The organism is Streptomyces sp. NPDC054932, assembly GCF_053610205.1.
In genome coordinates this window covers 13,945-32,657 of record NZ_JBSGXU010000049.1, presented here as the reverse complement: position 1 = coordinate 32,657, position 18,713 = coordinate 13,945, and the positions used below count along the sequence as shown (strand labels likewise).

Here is an 18,713-nt window from a genome sequence, read left to right as displayed (position 1 = left end):
CCGCGAGCCGTCCAACGTGGTGCGGTGGTCGGTCCGGGCAGCATCCACCGCCGAGCCGGAGCCCCCGGCGACACCCCCGCTGCCGTCCGATGAGCGTGGCCAGGACCGGCACGGGCAGGCTCGGTTGCGACGACTACGTGATGCGGACGGTCTCGCGCACGGTGACCTGGTCGATGTCGGTGGTGCGCACCGTGAGGTTCAGGGTCCACTCTCCGGCCATGGGCAGCCGCAGGTCGTAGGTGGCCCAGTACCCCTTCTGATTCTTGAGTTTGGCGTCCAGCGGGCCGATTCCGAGATCGTCCTGGGTGAGCGTGAGGCGGAGTTCGGGGACGGTGGCGAGGCCGCCGTCCTGGGTGAACACCACGGCTTCGACCGTGTTCTCGCCGACTCGTCCCGGCGCCAGCGTGATCTGCACCGTGCCCTGATGGTTGGCCGTCCCCATGTCGAACGGGATCGTGATCACCTTGGCCTGCGGCTCCTGCGCGGTTACCGCCGCCGGCGCCCTGTCCTCGGCGGCGCGGCTGGGCTGGGTTCCGGTCAGCAGGGTCGTGATCGCCAGGACGACGGCACTGAGCACGGCTTCGACAACCACGGTGCGGCGCAGGCTGCGCCGGTATTCGTCGTTCTCGAGGACGGGCGGCCCGGTGTCATCGCCCGGCTCGCCCCCGACAGGTGCATCGGGCGTGCTGCCGTGGTCCGTTGCCACGGGGGAAGCCGGCGCTCCGACCGTCTCCACGACCCTCGTCCGATCGGGCTCGGGCACCGCCGGCGCCTCCGCGACCGGCGGTGTCCCGTGAACGAGGCGGGCAGTCCACCGGCGGGAGAAGAACGCCACCGACAGCACGAGAACCACAGCGGCGATCTTCACGGTGAGGGTCCTCCCGTACGAGGTGGTGGTCAGCGCCTCCCATGAGCCGACCTGCCGCCAGGACTGGTACATCCCCGTACCGACGAGAACGGCAACGGCGGTGAAGGCCGAGGTCGAATAGCGGCCGATCGCGGTCGCCGGGATCTCGGGGCTGCCGGGCTCCGGGCGCCGAAGGAGGATGACCAGGGTGATCAGGCCGCCCAGCCAGACCCCCATGGCCAGCAGGTGCAGCACGGAGACCGGAATGGCCAGAGGTACCTGGATGCCGGCGGAGGCGTGTTCCGCCGAGGCCCAGGTGGACGCCAGGGCCAGGGCGAGGACCGCTCCGCCCAGGCGGACCCGGGCGCCGAGGTCCCCCGGCGGCGATCCGTCCTCGCAGCGGTCGAGTCGTACGGCCAGCCGCCTCAGCAGCACAGCGGCGACCGCGAGCAGTACGAGCCGTGCGATCAGTGCGATCCCGGGCCTCCCGCTGACGGTTCGGCCCAGCTGGGACAGGTCGAACGAAGACGTCAACGAGCCGGCTGTCTCGTACGGGCCGCGCAGCAGCAACAGGGCCACGGTGGACGCCACCAGCGCCACCCAGCCGACTGCGAGCAGTCTGCGCACCGGACGGACCGCGCCTGCGGCGGGCCAGCACACGAGGACGAAGGCGGCGGCTCCGACGAGCAGCGCCAGTCCGCTGTAGGCGACGTAGCGGAAGAAGCCGTAGAGGCGGCCGGCTGCCGTCTCCTGGGGGCCGGCCGCCACCACGGCGGCGGTGTCGGACGGCTTGCCGATGGAGAAGACGAACGCGCCCGAGATCGGGTGGCCGTCCGCGGAGACGACGCGCCAGGCCACCGTGTAGGTGCCCTGGGGCAGGCTGCCGGACAGCTCCACCCGCGCGGTGTTCTCCTTGCCGTCCACGTGCTTTGCCGGGCGCGGGTTCGCCCGCTCGTTGTCCGGCGACAGCACCCTCAGTGAGTCCTCGGAGAAGCTGACCGACTCGGTGAAGGTGAGCGTGACGTGGCTCGGAGCCGTCTCGAGGACGGTGCCGTCCGCAGGATCGGAGCTGCTGAAGCCGGCGTGCGCGGAGGCTGGGCCCGCACCGCCGAGGATCAGGGCGAGTATGGCGGCGACCAACGCCAGGACGGTCAGTGACGTCCTTGCGGGAGGCGATCCGGTGTGCATGAACAGTCAGTCTCCGAAGTGGCGGTGGCCCGCTGCCGCACCGCCGCCCAGGACTCGATCGTGCGGAGCAGCAGTCGGACGGCGTGGCTCACGTGGGCGGCAGGACGGACTCTGGCGAGGCTGGAACTCATGGTGAGATGGGGACGCTAGTGCCGCTGACCTCAGGGTGGAGAGGGTTAAGCAACATCGGCTAAAGCACCGTGCCGACGGCTCGGCTTGCGGCGCTTTACCTGTATGGACCGGCGGAACCGCCCGGCGGCGCGTCGTCATCTTCACCTGGGACCCGGCCGTCCTCCGCAGGTTCTGGCTGGTGGACGAGTACTTGCCGGAGGTGGCCGCGTTCGACGACGCACGGGCCGTCCCGATCGACCGGCTGACCGCACTGCGAACGCCACGCAGACCTGCTCCACCACGAAACGCTCGGCATCGGCTACCGAAGGAGCCGCGCGGTCACATGCCCTCCGGCGGAACGGGCGTGGCCTGGTGGTAGTACATCTGCCACGCGGTTCCCGCACTCCGCTTGCGCCAGAGCGAACTCCGCCGTGCCCGCTTTCCGTCGATCGTTGTCTCGTAGGTGAGGTGCACCAGTCCGGGCGCCAGCATGACACCCGTCATGTCCGAGGGCTCATAGCGCGGGCCGTCTTCCGCTGCGCCGTCCATCTCGGGCAGCTCGGCAAGCATTTCCTCATAGGTCCACCGCCGGCCCGAGGCGCCGATCTCCACGAACTCCGAGTCGAGGAGTTGCCGGGCCGCCGACTTGGACATGCGCACGCTGGGGTCCATCAGACGCAGCTCACCTGCGATTGCTTCGTTCACCTCGTCGGTCTCTCTGCTCATTCACGCATCTTCGTACAGGTGACCAAGTCCACCGCAACCGAGTTGCTGCCGGCTGGTCTGCACGGGGCGATCGGCCGTCGCTCTCGGGGAACGGGTGAAGCGGCGCTCCGGGAAACGGGATGACAGCGTGGTGCGCCGGCAGGGAGACTCACGGCGTGCGCGAACGTGTCGAAGTTTCCTCAGGGTTGGTGCTGCGCAGGTGGGCGAGGCGCGATGCGACCTCAGTGATGACGGCCTTCGCCGATCCCCTCATGCGTCAGCAGACGAGCGAACCCATGGAGTCGGTTCACGATGCGCAGCGGTGGATCGCAGACCGCGGTGCCGAGTGGGACGCCGGCTCTGCCTTCGCCTTCTCCGTCGTCGACGGCGATGACCTCGTGCTCGGACAGGTGTCGGTCGGCGCGGTGAATCGGCGGCACTCCGTCGGCTGGGTCTCCTACTGGACGACGGCGACCGCCCGGGGCCGGGGCGTAGCCTCCCATGCCTGCCGGGCTGTCGCTCTCTGGGCGTTCCACGATGCCGAACTGTTCCGGCTGGAGCTCGGACATCGGCTCAACAACCCGGGCTCGTGCAGAGTCGCGCACGCTGCGGGCTTCGCCGTGGAAGGACGACAGCGCCAGAAGCTCGCCTACGACGGCATCCGCTACGACGTCGAGCTCCACGCCCGTTTGGCGACAGACCCTGAGCCTCGGCGGCTCTGAGGCAGGCCCGTACCTCCCGGCACTCCCGTCAGTACGCGATCTTGTAGGTCACGTCCTTCGGTACCGGGGCCGGTGCGGTGTCCGTGTAGAGGAGCCTGATCATGGTGAAGCGCTGGACATCGGGGTGGTCCGGCCAGGGCTCGGGGCTGCTCAGGGTCACCTTCACCGGGTAGGGCCGGAAGCGGCCCGCCGCGCAGTAGGGGGTGCAGTCGTTGACCATGTCGGTACCGGTGGCCGTCGCGTCCTTGGGCCCCCACGTGTCCCAGCGGAGATCGACGAGGCGGTTGTTGCCGTCCCCGCAGGCCAGCAGGTACTCCTCGGGACGTACCTGTGCCTGCGCGAAGCAGTCGACGACCACGACCGGAGCCGGGGCCCGGTCCGGTGCGGTCCGGGTCTGCGCGGAGGCCGGAACCGTGGCGGTTGCAAGGGCCACCGCTGCACACAGCAGGGTTGCGTTGCGCGCCCTGGACCAGACCCGCGATCGGAGTGGACGGACGAGCCGGCCGTCTGCTGAGTTGTCCACGAGGCCTCCTTGCCCGGTTGTCCCGCCGTCGGCTCTGCGGCTAAGCCCAGCTTCCCCCATCCGGGCGGACCGCGCACGCGCAGGGGCGGGGAGGCGTTCTCGTTCGAGGGGTGCAGCAGGACTGGTGGAGCCGCTGCCAGGCCTGGGAAACAGGCGCATTCGTCCGCCTCCGCGTCGGGATCCAAGGGCCGATGTCCGCGCGGTCGAAAGTGTCCCCCTCATGATCGCGAAAACCGGCGCAGTGAGCGGTGTCGGACCGATAATGGGGACGAGCCGGGTGGGCAGTGGACGGACGGGCCCACGCGGACCGGGGGCCGATGACGGCTCATGTCGACGGGGGACGGACATGCAGATCGGGGTGTACCTCGCACACCCGCGGCCGGGGAGTTTCAACCACGCCGTTTTCGATGCCGTTGTGGAAGAGCTGCGCGACCGCGGATGCAGGGTCGTCGCGCACGACCTCTGCGCCGAGGGGTTCCCGGCGCTGCTGACGGCCGAGGAGACCGGCACGGTCGGGTCGGCCCCGCAAGCCCCCGACCCGCAGGTGGCGCTGCACCAGAAGGAGATCGCCACCCTCGACGCGCTGGTGTTCGTCCACCCCAACTGGTGGGGCATGCCACCCGCTGTCCTGACGGGATGGGTGCAGCGCGTACTCGCGCCGGGGGTGGCCTACAAGCTGGGAACCGCGGACGGCGAGCCCGCACCGCTGCTGAAGGCGAGCAGGGCGCTCGTCCTGAACACGTCCGACACACCGCTCGAGCGCGAAGAGACGGAGTTCGGCGATCCGCTGCAGCGGATATGGGCGGCGTGTGTCCTCCCCTATGCGGGGATGACCGACGTGCGACGCATCGTGTTCCGGACGGTCACGGACTCTTCCGACGAAGAACGAGCGGCATGGCTGCATCAGGCACGCCGGGAAGCGGCTGCGCTGCAGGGTCCCATGGCCGAATGATCGTCTCCGTCTGCCGTCCCGGACAGGCGGCTGCGCTGCGGCGATCGACCGTCGCCGCAGCGCCCACCGGACCGGCCCGAACCCTGGAACACGATCAAGGTCAAACAATGTGATCATATTGCGGCATGACCATGAGGACGCTCCACCTGCTCTGCTCCGCCGCCCCGCCCGTTTTCGACATCGCCCACGTCATCGAGGACGCCCAGGTCCGCGGTTGGGACGTATGCCTCGGACTCAGCCCCACCGCAGCACACTGGCTTTCCGAGAGTCTTGACGGGCTCGCCGCCCTCACCGGACATCCCGTCCGATGGCAGTACAAACTGCCCGGCGAGCCAGACGTATGGCCTGCTGCCGATGCCCTCCTCTTCGCACCGGCCACCTTCAACACGATCAACGCGTGGGCGCTCGGCCTCACTCACAACCTCGTCGTCGGCCTCGCCGCCGAAGCGACCGGCAAGGGCACGCCGGTCATCGCGATGCCGTGTACCAACACCGCTCTCGCCGCCCACCCCCAATTCGAGGTCTCCCTCAACACCCTGCGCGGCGCCGGAGTCGAACTCCTCCACGGCGAGAACGGCTACACCCCCGACCCCACCAACCCCGATGCCCCGCTCGACTTCCCCTGGTCCACCGCCCTGAACGCGCTCAACCACACCGCCCGCCAGGTCTGAGGCTCGTCCTGTCCGACCATTCCCGGGGGACTGGGTCCGCCCTTCCCGGTCCGCACGGAAGAATGGTCCGGTGCGCGCCATGGGAGGCGTGGCGAGCGGTCATGGTCTCGGTCTCCCGCGCCCGTTCGTCACGGGCGAATCGGCCGCCGTCCTCCGCTCGCTCGCGCGCCTCGGTCCGCGTACCGGCCGCGGCCGGCCGACGGAGTGTCGGGAAGCCCTCGTGACCGGCCGGCGAACTCCTCGGGGCCGATGGACGGAGACGAGCGCGGAACGGTTCGCGGAGCCGGAGGGTCGGTGACAGTTCTACTGCTCCCACGGATGCAGGGCGCTCCAGGTCCCACCGGTTGCCGCGAAGACCAGGTCCGAGCCCTCGAAGACTTCTTGGGTGTTCTCCGGGCGAAGGCTCCCGAAGCGTTCGGCGCACAGGTCGACCTGCAACAGCCCGTCGAAGTGGGTGAACCGCGGGGGATCGTAGAGCACCCAGGAGAACCCGCTGCTCTCGTCGATGCGGAAACTCCGTACGCCGAACAGATCCAGGGACACCGGTTCCCAACGGAGGTCCTCGCTCACGACCCTGGCGTCGATCACGAGCCTGGCGACCCGGCCCCTCGTTGCTCGCGGACCGTATTCCTGATCAAGGATGACGCGACGGAGGCAGGAGTCACCGAACTCGTAGCGGGCCAACAGGGCCGCGATCCCCTCCTTCGTCAACGCGTGAGGTCCGGTTCTCCGGTCCGGCGTCGGCGGTCTGTGATCCACTGTGCTCCTTCGTCGATGCCGCCATCGTAGGAGGAACCCCGCGGTTCAGCGGACATCACGAAGCGCGCAGGTCGAGCCGCATCAGGATCCGGGGATGGCCGGCCAGCACCGAGGTGGTGTCTGCTGCATGGACGAAACCGGCGCGCTCGAAGTTCGCACGGATCCCGGCGTAGGCCATCGTCAGGTCGACCTTGGCGTCGCCGTTGTCGAGAGGGTAGGACTCGATCACCGGTGCGCCATGGGCGCGGGCGAATTCGACCGCGCCCGCGATCAGCGCGTGCGAGATGCCCTTCCCCCGGCGCCCGGGGCGTACGCGGATGCACCACAGCGACCAGACCGGCAGGTCGTCGACGTGCGGGATCGTGCGACTGCGTGCGAACGAGGTGTCCGCACGCGGCGCCACGGCGGCCCAGCCGACCGGCTCGTCGCCGTCGTAGGCCAATACCCCGGGAGGGGGATCGGCCCGGCACAGCTCGGCGACGAGCTCACCGCGAGCCGGCCCGCGCAGCTCGTTGTTGAGCTTGGACGCAATCCGGTAGCTCAGGCACCAGCAGACGTTGGCGCCGGGTGACTTCGGTCCGAGCATGACGCGTACGTCCTCGAAGTCCGAAGCCGGGCGAACACTGATCACCATGGCACCACGATGCCACGGCGTACGCGGACGGACCGGACGGGACACCCGGCCGGGCCGGCTGGTCCCTCAGCACTGGTAGGGCCAGACGCTGACACTGCTCCGTCCGGCCCGTACCTCCACCCACGTGCCATCGGCATCGTCCGGCGGCGGGCCGAGGAGACCGAACAGGATCGACGTGCCGCCCATGTCCAGGACGGCCGCTGCGTCTTCGGTGAGACTCAGCCGCCCCCGGAAGACGATGTGCTCACCGGCGTCCTCCCGCACCCCGTACGTGGGGGAAGCGGCCGGCCAGGTGTTCCCCGCCCAGGCGATGTCCTCGTCGACGGTCCACTCGATGCGGTGCTCGCCCTCCGCCGCCTCGCGGGCGCCGTCCTGCCAGACCGCGACGGCCGTGCCCACCGCCGAGTGCACCCGCACCGCCACGGGCCCCGTTGCCTCCTGCTGAATTGCCTCCACGCGTACCAACACCCCTCCATCTTCCCCGACCCCGACCCCGACCCCGACCCGGCCCCCTCGGCCGGACGGGCGGTGGAAGGGCGGTGGAAGGGCCGGGGCCACGCCTCGGGCCCGCAAGCGATTTCCGGTGAGCCGACCCCCGTACCGACCGGATCCGGCCAACCTCCCTTCCGCCTCCGCCCGGGAGCCCGGCGGCGGCCGAACACGATCAGCAGCCACGGCAAGGGGGCGCTCGTCGCGAGGTCGGCCAGATCCCGCTGCTCCGGCCTTCGGCCTGCGCTCTACTCACTCCCTCCAGTTCCCGCGACCACGCAGCCGCCCCCTCCGCACACCGTGGAGACGGGCTTCTCCACCATGCGCGCGAGCGGACCAACTGACCCCCAGAGCCAACCAGTTGAAGGAGACGGCACATGTCCGAGCAGCAGACCCGGCAGCAGAGCGAGAAGCAGCGGACCGCCGCACCACCCGCCCCTCCGGAGTTCAAGTACACCTGGGGCCAGCACAACGAGACCATGGAGGCGCTGTCCCTCGGCCAGATGGCCCGCCGCGTCCCCTCTGCCCTCCGGCAGACCGCGCGGCTCGCCCTCGCCGTCAACCGCACCGCGTTCCACGTGCTGGTCGCCGCCCAGATCCTCGGCGGGATCTGCACGGCGGCAGCCCTCGCGGCGATCTCCCGGGCGCTGGTCCCGCTCCTCACGGGCGACGGTGTCCAGGAGCGGATCTCGGCGGCGGCCTGGCCCCTGGTCGTCGCGGCCTCGATGACGGCCCTCGGCGCGCTGGCCTCCATCACCTCGGGCAGTGCCGCCCGGCGGCTGAATCCCGGTATGGCCACCCTCGCCGACCTCGCCATGGTCGACGCCCACATGGACGTCGAACTCGCCGCCTACGACGCCCCCGACTTCACCGAGCGCTCCGAGGCCGCCGAGACCGGATCCGCCCGGTCCGCCATGCTGCTGCAGGACGCCCTCGGCTTCACCGGCGGCCTGATCGACATGGTCGCCGTGGCGTCCGTCCTGGCCGTGGTCCATCCGGTGCTGCTGCCGCTGCTCCTGCTGTCGGTGATCCCGCGCGGCCTCGGCTCGGTCTACGCGGCCCGCCTCGACTACCGCCTCCACAACCAGACGGTCGCCTCCCGCAACATCAAGCACATGATGCGCTGGCACCTGACCACCCCGAAGCTCGCCGACGAGCTGCGCGGCAACAGCATGCGGCCCTACGCCCACCACTGGTACGCGGCCGTCTGCGCGGGCATCGACTCCAGGATGGTCAGCTCCGCACCGCGCTATCTCACCGTCCACCTGATCGCCGCCACCGCCTCGGGGCTCTTCGCCGTCACCACCTACGGGGCGCTCGCCGGGCTCGTCCTCGGCGGGTACATGGCGATCGCTGCCGCCGGCACGGCGATCGTCGCCATGCGGACCTCCACCGCCGCCCTGTCGCAGCTCGTCGTCTACGGGGCGGCCATGTTCCAGCACGCTCTCTACCTCGGCGACTACACCGCCTTCGTCGCGGAGGCCGCCGAGAAGTCCGGCCCGCGCGGACCGCAGGTGATGGAGGCGGCCCCGGAGAAGATCCGTCTGGAGGAGGCCACCTACACCTATCCCGGCAAGGACGTCCCCTCGCTCGGGCCGGTCTCGCTGACCCTGTCCCGGGGCGAGGTGATCGCTGTCGTCGGGGAGAACGGTGCGGGGAAGTCCACGCTGATCCGCCTGCTGACCTCGCTGACGGCCCCGACCTCCGGCATCGTCTCCTGGGACGGGGTCCCGACCTCCGACGCCGACCAGCGCACCGCCTGGCGGCACGTCGGCCTCGTCACCCAGTCGTACGGGCACTGGCCCTTCACCGCCCGGGAGAACATCACCCTGGGCCAGCCCGACCCGCGCGGCGAGGAGGCCGTCCGTGACGCGCTGGACGCGGTCGGCATGCGGACGGCGGTCGAGGAGTTCCCGAACGGCCTGGACACCCTGCTGGCCCGCTCGGTCTGGGGCGGGCACGAGCCCTCCGGCGGCCAGTGGCAGCGCCTGGCGTGCGGGCGCGCCTTTCACCGCAAGCCGGGTCTGCTGGTCATGGACGAGCCGACGTCGGCCATGGACCCGCGCGGGGAGCACATGGTCTTCTCCGGGCTGCGGGACATGAGGGACGACCGGATCACGGTGATCGTCACCCACCGGATGGAGAACTGCCGCCTCGCCGACCGCGTCATCGTCCTCGACGCGGGACGGATCCTGGAGCAGGGCACCTACGAGGAACTGGTGCGGCTGGACGGCTCCTTCGCCGAGCTCGTGCGGCTCTCCCAGGACCGGTAGAGCGGCGGGTGTCCGAGGGGGCGTCGCACTGCGCGGGCGCCGCGCTCGGCGCGTCCCCTCCGGCCCCGGCGGCCGCCCACGGCGTGGGGCATTCATCGGGCCGGGCTCTGCGGACGCTCGTCCGATACGCCCCTCATGGGCCTGCCGCCCGCGCGCCGGGTCGATCACGGGAGGACGTTTCGGTAGATTCCTCCCGATTTTCAAACGCGACCTGGCTCGATGGAGAACTGGCGGCACGGCGATGCAGGTGATCGCATCACGGCCGGCACGACGGAAGGCGGACGCGATGTGCCCTGAGCAGGTGGTGCACGTACGCAGGAACGTGTGGACGCTGCCGGATGACGACCTGACCCTCGCGCACTACGCGGCAGCCGTCAACGAGATGAAGGGGCGGGACCCGGACGACCCGACGAGCTGGACGTACCAGGCAGCCATCCACTACACGGGGCAGAGTCCTGCCCTGCCCCTGTGGAAGAACTGCAAGCACGGATCGTGGTTCTTCCTCGCCTGGCACCGCATGTACCTCTGGTACTTCGAGCGGATCGTCCGAGCGGCGGTCGTGGACCTGGACGGCCCGGCCGACTGGGCCCTGCCCTTCTGGGACTACGGCGCCGACCGGGACCAGGCCCGGATCCCACCGACCTTCCGCGACGAGGAAGGCGGCGCCAACCCGCTGTTCGCCAAGCGGTTCCGGGGCATCAACCAGGGCGTACCGCTGCCCGTCCAGATGACCTCCGCGGCCGCCGCGCTGGGGCGTTCGCAGTTCGTCGGCGAGGCGGAGTTCGGCGGTGGCATCACTCCCGACGTCGCCTCCTTCTGGAACAGGTCCGGGCTCGTCGAGAGAACCCCGCACAACGACGTGCACTCCCACATCGGCGGCTGGATGGGCGACCCCGCGACGGCCGCGCTGGATCCGATCTTCTGGCTCCATCACGCCAACATCGACCGCCTCTGGTTCCAATGGGCGAGCCGCCCGGGCAACGGCAACCCGACCGACCCGCGCTGGACCAGCCAGGAGTACGACTTCTTCGACGCCGACGGGAGCCGCAAGAGCCTTGCGGCGTCCGACATCGTCGACATCGCGGGCCGGCTCGGCTACACGTACGAGTCACCCGCACTGGTCACGCCCCCGCCGGCGCCCCCGGCCCCGCCCCCGTCCCCCGCGCCCGAGGTGTCCATGAGCAGTCCGAACGGCCCGGAGCCGTTGCGGCCCAAGCGGCGCGAGATGGCCGGCTCGTCGGAGGAGACCGTGCATCTCGTCGGCCGCGCCGCGAGCGTCACCGTACCGATCGACCAGCGGACCACGAGGTCCCTCGGCCGGGCGCTGGGCGTGCCCGTCCCCGAGGCCGACCGGCGCGTGTACCTCAACGTCGAGGACATCGAGGGCGACAGGAACCCCAACACCGTCTACGGCATCTACGTCAACCTGCCCGCCGACGCGTCCGATGACCTGGCGGAGAACCACCGGGTGGGCAACCTCTCCTTCTTCGGCATCGAGCGCGCACAGGACCCGCGCGGCGACGAGCACCCGCACGGCCTGCGGGTGACCGTCGAGATCACCCCGCTCGTGCTCAGGCTGGAGGCGGAGGACGCGTGGGACGACAGTGAGCTGCGCGTGACGTTCCTTCCGCTCGGCCCGGTCGACCCGGAGGCCGAGGACCCGCCGATCGAGATCGGGCGTGTCAGCCTCGGCTACACCTGATGCCGACGCGGGGCGCGGTACGGACGCGGTCCCCGCGGATCGCGCCCGTACTGCGGTTGCTGCGGCCGCGCGTCTGCCTCGCATACGAGCTGGTGGCGGTCGCCGCCTGGGTCGCGCTGATCGCGCTGGCCGTGACGGGCGGGATGCACGGCGCCGAGGACGCCGTGGCCACCGTCGGCACCGGCACCAAGGCCGCGCACCAGCACCTGTCCCAAACGCACGACGTCCATCAGGTCCACTCGGTTCACGAGACCCACGCGGTGCACGGAATGCCCGGCTCCGGGGACCTGGCGATGTGGGCGCTGATGAGCGTGGCGATGATGCTTCCGGCGACCGTCCCGGCGCTCGCGCACGTGGGTGCCAACAGCCTGCGGCGGCGTCGGCAGCGCGCGATCGCCACGTTCGCCGCCGTCTACCTGGCGGTCTGGTTCGGGTACGGCACGCTGCTCCTGGCCCTGGCGCCGCTCTGGGCGCCGCTGCCGGACGACGTCGTGCTCGCCTCCGTGCTCGCGCTGGCAGCGGGATGGCAGCTGACCGTGTACAAGCGGCGCGCCCTGCGCGACTGCCACCGCTCCTCCCCGCTGCCGCTGAGCGGTTGGCGCGCAGTGGCGGGAGCCGCCCGATTCGGGCTGCGGCACGGCCGCGCCTGCCTGCGTTCGTGCTGGGCCCTGATGCTGGTGATGGCCGTGGCGAGCGGCAGGAGCGGGATGCTGGTGTGGATGGCCCTGCTCACCGCGATCGTCACGGCGGAGAGACTCGCCCTCAAGCCTCGGCGCCCCGCGCACCTCGCGGCAGCGGTCCTCGCCGCAGCCGCGCTGGCGGCAGTCGTCCTCCCCGCGGCCACGTAGACCGGCGCTGTCAGTGGGACGCCCTAGCCTGGGGCACATGATCAAGGGGGAATTCGCCGTACCGTCACTGGATGCACTCGCGGACGAGGTCGCGGCCGTGCTGGCCGACCGCAGCGACCCGGGTGTGGAGGCGTTCGAACGCATACTCAACGCCGTGGTGAGCCACAGCTACCGGAACAGGGAGGCGCTGGCTGCCGCACTGGGCTCCGTCCCGCGCAAGTTCAAAATGAAGCCACACGGACAGGTGCGCTGCCTCGCGGGCGTCGTCGGCGCCGCGGTGGAGCCGGTACAGGCGGAGGAGTCCTGGGAGAACGCCGGGACGGCGGGCTGGCTGGAGCTGTGCCAGCACGTGGCACTGGACTACATAGCCGGGGCGCGCGCCGGCGAGGTCGCGGCGCGGTTGCGGGCCGGTGATCCCGTGCCGTTCCTGCTGTCCGCGCCGAGCAGACCGACCGGCGCGGTGGAGCCCTCCGACCTGGTCGAGCGCCTCGCCGAGTACGAGCGGCTCGGCGTGCGGCCGGGGCCCGCGGATCTGGGGCAGGCGCTGCTGCGCTGCGGCGGGCAGGTGGATCCCGAAGCGGTACGCGCGGCGGAGAAGCTGGAACTGGAGGAGGGGGCCCGGGTGGTCGCCTGGCTGCGCCAGGGCGGTCTGCCCCAGCCGGTGTGGCGGCGGGAGCGCGAGGCCGGTGAGCCCGAGCGGCCCAGCAGGCGCCGGGGCGCCCGGATCGGCCGCCGGATCCTCGTGGGGCACGAGGCGTTCGAAGGCCGCGGCGCGTTCCCACGGCATTTCTGGTCGCTGTTCCGGAAGTTCGAGCCGCGCATCTCCTGTCCGCACTGGTCCCTGCCCGACTACCGGGACGCCCACACGGTCGCGACCCTGCCCTGGCACCCCGAGATAGCCGCGGCCCGGCTGATGACGGGCATCGCGTCGGCGGCCGACCAGGACGGCTGCGGCGCCCCCGCGTTCCTGGAGGGGCTGGCCGCGGCGGAAGGTCCGGCCGGACCCGCCGTGCACCTGGCCGTCGCCTACGGGCTCGCCTCCCTGCCGGAGCCCGACCGGGAGGCCGCGGTGCGGGCGCTGGTCCTGCTCAACGCACGGGGCCGACTGGACGGGGAACTGCTGGGCCGGGAGCTCACCGAACTCGTGGGGCTGGGCACGTTGAAGGTGCCCCTGCTCACCGAATCGCTGCGGGCTGCGGCCGTCACACCGCAGGGCGCCGAGGCGGTCTGGGCCGTTCTGGCCACGGCCCTCCCGGGGCTCCTGGCCTGCATCCGGCCGCAGGCGCACGGGGCGCTGCTGGCCGTCGCGGCGGACTCCGCGCGGCTGTCGGGTGCGCGGGGTGAGCTGCCCGAGGTGACCGCTCTCGCGCAGCGGCCCGGTTCCTCCCAGCTGCTCAAGCAGGCACGGCGGCTGCGGGACACGCTGGCCGGGTCCTGACGCCGGGGCGCCCGGTACCGACCCGGTCCGTCAGCCGTGCTGGTGCTGTTCGGGCAGTCGGCTGTCCGGGTGTGCCCACAGCAGCACGTTGTCGGGCCGCTCGTCGCGGAAGAAGTCGAGGACGTCCTGGTCCGAGTGGCGCAGGCTGAAGTGGGTGAGGACGAAGAGGGTGTCCGGACGGGACTCGACGACGGGCTTCAACCGGCTCCACACCGTGTGTCCGACCCGGTCGGCCCGCGCCAGCTCGGCGTCGTCGAGGAAGGTGCACTCGGTGATGATCACCGGGTAGTCGAAGAGCCACGGGTTGTCCTCGAAGACGCTCACGTGGGTGTCGCCGAGGAAGGCGAACAAGGGCTTGCGGACCTCTCGTTCGACCGCGGCGCCCTCCTTGCGGCGCTGCGCGAGGATGCGTCCGAAGTCCGCGCCCCGGCCCTGTTGCGCGAGGTCGCGCCGCAGTTCCTCGTACTCGGGCAGCAGCGCCTTGCGGCGCTCGGAGAACGCGTATCCCACGCAGGGCACCTTGTGCACGCACTCCACCACCCGGACGTGGTGGCCGCGGCGCCCGAAGGTGAACTCGTCGCCGCCGCGTACCCCGTGCAGTCGGCAGCTCGCGGCGAGGGAGGGGTCGTAGGCGGTTCCGTGGTTCAGTTCGGCGGAGGCCCGCAGGAAGGTCTCCACGTAGGGCACCGCCGCGGCGGGCAGGTGGATGTCGACGCCGTCGGGCCGGGCGGCGAGGTGGTCGAGGTCCTTGGAGTGGTCGTGGTGGGTGTGGGTGAGGAAGACGGTTTCCGTCTGGCGGCCCTCCGCCAGTCCGGCGTCGAGCGCACACCGCAGTTCCGGGATGTGGAAGAACGTCTTGTCGTTGGCGCGCGAGTACCCGGTGAGCGTGAACTCGGTACCGGGTATGCGCCAGGTCTTCCACTGACGGAACGGGTGCCCTTGCTCCAGCCGTTCGGGGTGGGTGGGTGTCCGCGAAGGAGCGGGTGTCATCGGTTCCTCCGTCGGACCGTCCGTCATGATCGGGTGAGTGCCCGATCGTAACGGTCGGTGCCCCGCCGCGGCCCACGGTTTTCCGGGCGCCGACACGGCCGCACGGATCGTCACCGGGCGTGTCCGGTGGGGCGTGCGGGGCGGTTGCGGCGGCTCTTGCGGTGTCGTCGCTCACGCACCGCCCAGTGCACCCGAACCGGTGGACGCCCGCTCCCCGAGGCCCCGAAGATGAGCGCGGCCCGCGCTCGGTGGGCCGCGAAGGGAGTGCCATGACGACATCTCCAGTGGCGGGCAGGCCGGCGCCGCCACCGAGCACCGCCCGCGAGGTCCCGGACAAGTCCAAGTGGTCAGTCAAGCCGCTGAACGAGGGCAAGCAGGACTACGCGTTACCCACCGAGTGGAAGACGGGTGCACTGCACCACAAGATCTCCAAGGAACGCCTCAGCTCGATCGCCGAACAGGTCACCCCGGCCTGGAACTCGAAGAACCCGCAGCTCCAAGGGGCGGCGCGGGCCTTCTGGAATCTGTGCTGGGCGGTGGCCGGCGAGGACGTCGCCCGGGCGGTGGCCATGGCGGGTCACGGCGGCAACCCCAACCCGCACCGCCTGCTGTGGAACCTGCCGCTGATGGTGTCGCTGGGCCCGCAGAGCCCGGCCAACGACCCGGGCATGAACTTCGACCCCGACACCGAGCCGGTGCCGGGCGGCCCGGGCACCCGGCGGATGGACGCCGTGTCGATCGCGCTCAAGGAACTGGAGACCGCCTGGCTGAACTCCGCCGACGCCGACAACGGGCGCGGCGTGTACGACGCCGCGCTCTGGACCACCCTGCACCGGCATCTGCAGACCGCGCACAGCGCCGCCGAACGCATCGACCGGGGTGAGCGGGTGCTGTACCCGCCGCTGCGCGAACAGTGGGTGTACGACTCCACGACCAAGCAGAACCTCCGCAAGGGGCTGACGCCGTTCCCGACGCCCGAGCAGGGCCTGCGCCTCTTCGCGGAGGCCCGCCTGAACGCGCCGTCGATAGCGGCGTACGCGGCTTCCGCGACGGCTGCCGCGACCGCCACGGTCCGGGCCCGTGTCAGCGGGCGGCAGGTCACGCTGACGCTGACTGCGGCCGAGCAGAACGTGCACCACGTGTGCGTGCGCCACACTCTCACGTTCTTCGACTTCACGGACGCCTCCCGGCCCCGGCCCATCAACACCTTCTGGCCCGCCGTGCGCACCTTCGCCGATGCCACGGCCCTCACGGCCGCGCTGCTGCCGGGCATCGGCCGCAGCTGTCTGCGCGAACTGGACCGCACGCTGGGCAACGTCGCCAAGGCGGACGACTGGCTCGACGAGGTTCTGGAGATCTCCAACGAGGAGGTCGACGGCCGGCTGATCTTCTACAACGTGCAGGTCACCGAGGTGAACGGCACGGACTCGGCCCCCGTACTCCAGGCCGTCATCGAGTCGTTCGCGCCGGACGGCTCCGACGGTCCGGGCTTCACCCGGGGGGACCTGGACCTCATCGCCGGGCGGCTGTGAGGGAGGTCCGCGCCGGGCGGCGGCACGGGCAACCCGGGAGGGCCCTGCCCGGCCCGGGGCCCGGCCCGCCGTACCCTGATCCCCGTGCCGCCCTCCCGCCTCCACCGTGTCGCCGTCCTCGTCCTCGAGGGCGCGAAGCCCCTCGACGTCGGTATCCCGGCGCAGGTCTTCACGACCCGCGCGAGCATGCCGTACGAGGTGCGGGTGTGCGGGGCGGCGCCCGGCCTCGTGACCGGCGGGGACGGCCTGTCGTACCACGTCACCCATGGGCTCGACGCGCTCGCCTGGGCCGACATCGTCTTCGTCCCCGGCTACCGCTTCCCCGACCGTGAGGACCCCCCGCGGGCCGTCATCGACGCGCTGATCGCCGCCCACGCCAGGGGCGCACGGCTCGCCGCCATCTCGACGGGCGCGTTCGCGCTCGCCGCCACGGGCCTGCTCGACGGCAAGCGCGCCACGACCCACTGGCACTACGCGCGGGCCCTCGCGGCGAAACATCCGGGCATCCGGCTCGACGAGAACGTCCTGTTCGTCGACGAGGGCAGCGTACTGACCTCGGCGGGAGCCGCATCGGGCATCGACCTGTGCCTGCACATCCTGCGCCGCGACCTCGGCGTGGCCGCCTCCAACCACGCGGCCCGCCGCCTGGTCGCGGCCCCCTACCGCAGCGGCGGCCAGGCCCAGTACGTGCCGCGCAGCGTGCCCGAGCCGCTCGGCGAGCGTTTCGCCGCCACCCGGGAGTGGGCGCTGCACCGGCTCGGCGACCCGCTCACGCTGGAGGGCCTCGCCCAGCACGCGGGGGTCTCGCCCCGGACGTTCTCGCGGCGTTTCGCCGAGGACACCGGGTACACGCCGATGCAGTGGGTCATGCGGGCCCGCATCGACGTGGCCCGTGAGCTGCTGGAGCGATCGGAGCGCAGTGTCGAACAGATCGCCGACGACGTCGGCCTGGGCACGGGCGCGAATCTGCGCCTGCACTTCCACCGCATCCTCGGCACCACCCCGACCGAGTACCGGCGCACCTTCACCCAGGGCGAATAGCCCGCCATCGGCCCACTCCCCCGCCCCCTGGCGAGATCCTTACGAACCATGGCGATCTCGCCGCTGTCGCGGGCCGGGAGCGGGCGCGAACCTGATGGCGAACGAAAGGGACATCGCTCATGACTCGCATTGCCATCAACGGATTCGGCCGCATCGGGCGCAACGTGCTGCGCGCGCTCCTCGAGCGCGACACCGATCTCGAGGTCGTCGCCGTCAACGACCTCACGGAGCCCGCCACCCTCGCGCGGCTGCTCGCCTTCGACACCACGTCCGGCCGGCTCGGCCGCCCGGTGACCGTCGAGGGGAACGTGCTCGTCGTCGACGGTCACCGCATCACGGTGCTCGCCGAGCGGGAGCCGGAGCAGCTGCCCTGGGCCGAGCTCGAGGTCGACCTCGTCCTGGAGGCCACCGGCCGCTTCACCTCGGCCGAGGCCGCCCGCGGCCACATCAAGGCCGGCGCGCGCAAGGTGCTCGTGAGTGCGCCGTCCGACGGCGCCGACGTCACGCTCGCGTTCGGTGTCAACACCGACGCGTACGACCCGGCCCTGCACACGATCGTCTCGAACGCGTCCTGCACGACCAACGCGCTCGCCCCGCTGGCCGCCGTCCTCGACGACCTCGCCGGCATCGAGCACGGCTTCATGACGACGGTGCACGCCTACACGCAGGAGCAGAACCTGCAGGACGGGCCGCACCGCGACCCCCGCCGCGCCCGCGCCGCCGGCGTCAACATCGTGCCGACCTCGACCGGCGCCGCGAAGGCGATCGGCCTCGTGCTGCCGCAGCTCGACGGCAAGCTGTCGGGCGACTCGATCCGCGTACCGGTCCCGGTGGGCTCGATCGTCGAGCTCAACACCACGGTCGCCCGCGAGGTGACGCGCGAGGAGATCCTCGAGGCGTACCGCACCGCGGCGCAGGGACCCCTGGCCGGCGTGCTGGAGTACTCGGACGACCCGCTCGTGTCCGCCGACATCACGGGCAACCCCTCCTCGTCGATCTTCGACTCGGAGCTCACCCGCGTCGACGGCCGCCACGTCAAGGTGGTCGCCTGGTACGACAACGAGTGGGGCTTCTCGAACCGCGTGATCGACACGCTCACGCTCCTCGCCGCAGGCTGATCCGCCCGCAGCCCCCGGCGGGGCGGCTCGGAGGTTGTCCCTGAACCTGCGCCGGAAGTCGGCGCGCACGTCGCTGATCCCGTGCCCGGTGTTGCAGTGCAGCGTGCGCACCACCGGGAAGGGTTGCGGTACGAAGCGCCCGCACCACCGGCACGGCTTCGTGCGCCGTG

17 protein-coding genes are annotated in these 18,713 nt (G+C 71.3%); 10 read left to right on the top strand and 7 right to left on the bottom strand.

The features are described from left to right. Positions 1-133: 133 nt before the first annotated feature. Positions 134-1,987 (bottom strand): copper resistance CopC/CopD family protein, encoded by a 1,854-nt coding sequence (locus ACWGE1_RS16210; RefSeq protein WP_453421145.1) that lies wholly within the window; start codon positions 1,985-1,987, stop codon positions 134-136. A 498-nt stretch (positions 1,988-2,485) separates the two neighbouring features. Next, entirely contained in the window at positions 2,486-2,872 is a 387-nt protein-coding gene (locus ACWGE1_RS16205) for a nuclear transport factor 2 family protein (protein WP_453421144.1), read from the bottom strand. A 155-nt stretch (positions 2,873-3,027) separates the two neighbouring features. Here ACWGE1_RS16205 and ACWGE1_RS16200 point away from each other — a divergent pair, with 155 nt between their 5' ends. Further along, entirely contained in the window at positions 3,028-3,573 is a 546-nt protein-coding gene (locus ACWGE1_RS16200) for a GNAT family N-acetyltransferase (RefSeq protein WP_453421143.1), read from the top strand. A 28-nt stretch (positions 3,574-3,601) separates the two neighbouring features. On the opposite strand, the gene ACWGE1_RS16195 is transcribed toward ACWGE1_RS16200, so the two are convergent. After that, positions 3,602-4,096: a hypothetical protein gene (locus ACWGE1_RS16195; RefSeq protein WP_453421142.1), complete on the bottom strand. Its 495-nt coding sequence runs from the start codon at positions 4,094-4,096 to the stop codon at positions 3,602-3,604. 346 nt (positions 4,097-4,442) lie between these two features. Between ACWGE1_RS16195 and ACWGE1_RS16190 the strand changes: the two genes are divergently transcribed. Together ACWGE1_RS16190 and ACWGE1_RS16185 are read left to right on the top strand one after the other, a co-directional pair. After that, positions 4,443-5,048, top strand: a complete 606-nt coding sequence (locus ACWGE1_RS16190; RefSeq protein WP_453421141.1) for an NAD(P)H-dependent oxidoreductase — start codon at positions 4,443-4,445, stop codon at positions 5,046-5,048. Between the two features lie 125 nt (positions 5,049-5,173). Beyond that, positions 5,174-5,719 (top strand): flavoprotein, encoded by a 546-nt coding sequence (locus tag ACWGE1_RS16185; protein ID WP_453421140.1) that lies wholly within the window; start codon positions 5,174-5,176, stop codon positions 5,717-5,719. Positions 5,720-6,022: 303 nt separating this feature from the next. Here ACWGE1_RS16185 and ACWGE1_RS16180 read toward each other — a convergent pair whose 3' ends face one another. The 3 genes from ACWGE1_RS16180 to ACWGE1_RS16170 all read right to left on the bottom strand — a co-directional run bounded on the left by ACWGE1_RS16180 (position 6,023) and on the right by ACWGE1_RS16170 (position 7,568). Continuing rightward, the gene (locus ACWGE1_RS16180; protein WP_453421139.1) at positions 6,023-6,289 is read right to left on the bottom strand and encodes a hypothetical protein; all 267 of its coding nucleotides are present in this window, start codon (positions 6,287-6,289) and stop codon (positions 6,023-6,025) included. 244 nt (positions 6,290-6,533) lie between these two features. Next, positions 6,534-7,112 (bottom strand): GNAT family N-acetyltransferase, encoded by a 579-nt coding sequence (locus ACWGE1_RS16175; protein ID WP_453421138.1) that lies wholly within the window; start codon positions 7,110-7,112, stop codon positions 6,534-6,536. Positions 7,113-7,178: 66 nt separating this feature from the next. Further along, positions 7,179-7,568, bottom strand: coding sequence for a hypothetical protein (locus ACWGE1_RS16170; protein WP_453421137.1), 390 nt, complete (start codon positions 7,566-7,568; stop codon positions 7,179-7,181). A gap of 410 nt (positions 7,569-7,978) precedes the next feature. Here ACWGE1_RS16170 and ACWGE1_RS16165 point away from each other — a divergent pair, with 410 nt between their 5' ends. The 4 genes from ACWGE1_RS16165 to ACWGE1_RS16150 all read left to right on the top strand — a co-directional run bounded on the left by ACWGE1_RS16165 (position 7,979) and on the right by ACWGE1_RS16150 (position 13,862). Beyond that, on the top strand, positions 7,979-9,874 hold the full coding sequence (locus tag ACWGE1_RS16165; RefSeq protein WP_453421136.1) for an ATP-binding cassette domain-containing protein: 1,896 nt from the start codon (positions 7,979-7,981) through the stop codon (positions 9,872-9,874). Positions 9,875-10,160: 286 nt separating this feature from the next. Next, complete coding sequence (locus ACWGE1_RS16160) at positions 10,161-11,576, top strand: tyrosinase family protein (protein WP_453421135.1); 1,416 nt, start codon at positions 10,161-10,163, stop codon at positions 11,574-11,576. Then, the gene (locus tag ACWGE1_RS16155; protein ID WP_453421134.1) at positions 11,576-12,424 is read left to right on the top strand and encodes a DUF2182 domain-containing protein; all 849 of its coding nucleotides are present in this window, start codon (positions 11,576-11,578) and stop codon (positions 12,422-12,424) included. The genes ACWGE1_RS16160 and ACWGE1_RS16155 overlap by 1 nt, the downstream gene beginning before the upstream one ends. Before the next feature lie 37 nt (positions 12,425-12,461). Further along, positions 12,462-13,862, top strand: coding sequence for a DUF7824 domain-containing protein (locus ACWGE1_RS16150; RefSeq protein ID WP_453421133.1), 1,401 nt, complete (start codon positions 12,462-12,464; stop codon positions 13,860-13,862). A gap of 30 nt (positions 13,863-13,892) precedes the next feature. Here the strand turns inward: ACWGE1_RS16150 and ACWGE1_RS16145 are convergent, their stop codons facing one another. After that, the gene (locus tag ACWGE1_RS16145; protein WP_453421132.1) at positions 13,893-14,852 is read right to left on the bottom strand and encodes an MBL fold metallo-hydrolase; all 960 of its coding nucleotides are present in this window, start codon (positions 14,850-14,852) and stop codon (positions 13,893-13,895) included. Positions 14,853-15,121: 269 nt separating this feature from the next. On the opposite strand from ACWGE1_RS16145, the gene ACWGE1_RS16140 reads away from it, so the two are divergent. The 3 genes from ACWGE1_RS16140 (at position 15,122) to gap (ending at position 18,543) form a co-directional block, all read left to right on the top strand. Next, the gene (locus ACWGE1_RS16140) at positions 15,122-16,384 is read left to right on the top strand and encodes a hypothetical protein (protein ID WP_453421131.1); all 1,263 of its coding nucleotides are present in this window, start codon (positions 15,122-15,124) and stop codon (positions 16,382-16,384) included. An 84-nt stretch (positions 16,385-16,468) separates the two neighbouring features. Next, complete coding sequence (locus tag ACWGE1_RS16135) at positions 16,469-17,425, top strand: GlxA family transcriptional regulator (protein ID WP_453421130.1); 957 nt, start codon at positions 16,469-16,471, stop codon at positions 17,423-17,425. Positions 17,426-17,544: 119 nt separating this feature from the next. Next, a complete protein-coding gene (gene gap / locus ACWGE1_RS16130) occupies positions 17,545-18,543 on the top strand; it encodes a type I glyceraldehyde-3-phosphate dehydrogenase (RefSeq protein WP_453421129.1) in 999 nt (332 codons plus the stop codon). The last annotated feature ends 170 nt before the right edge of the window (positions 18,544-18,713 follow it).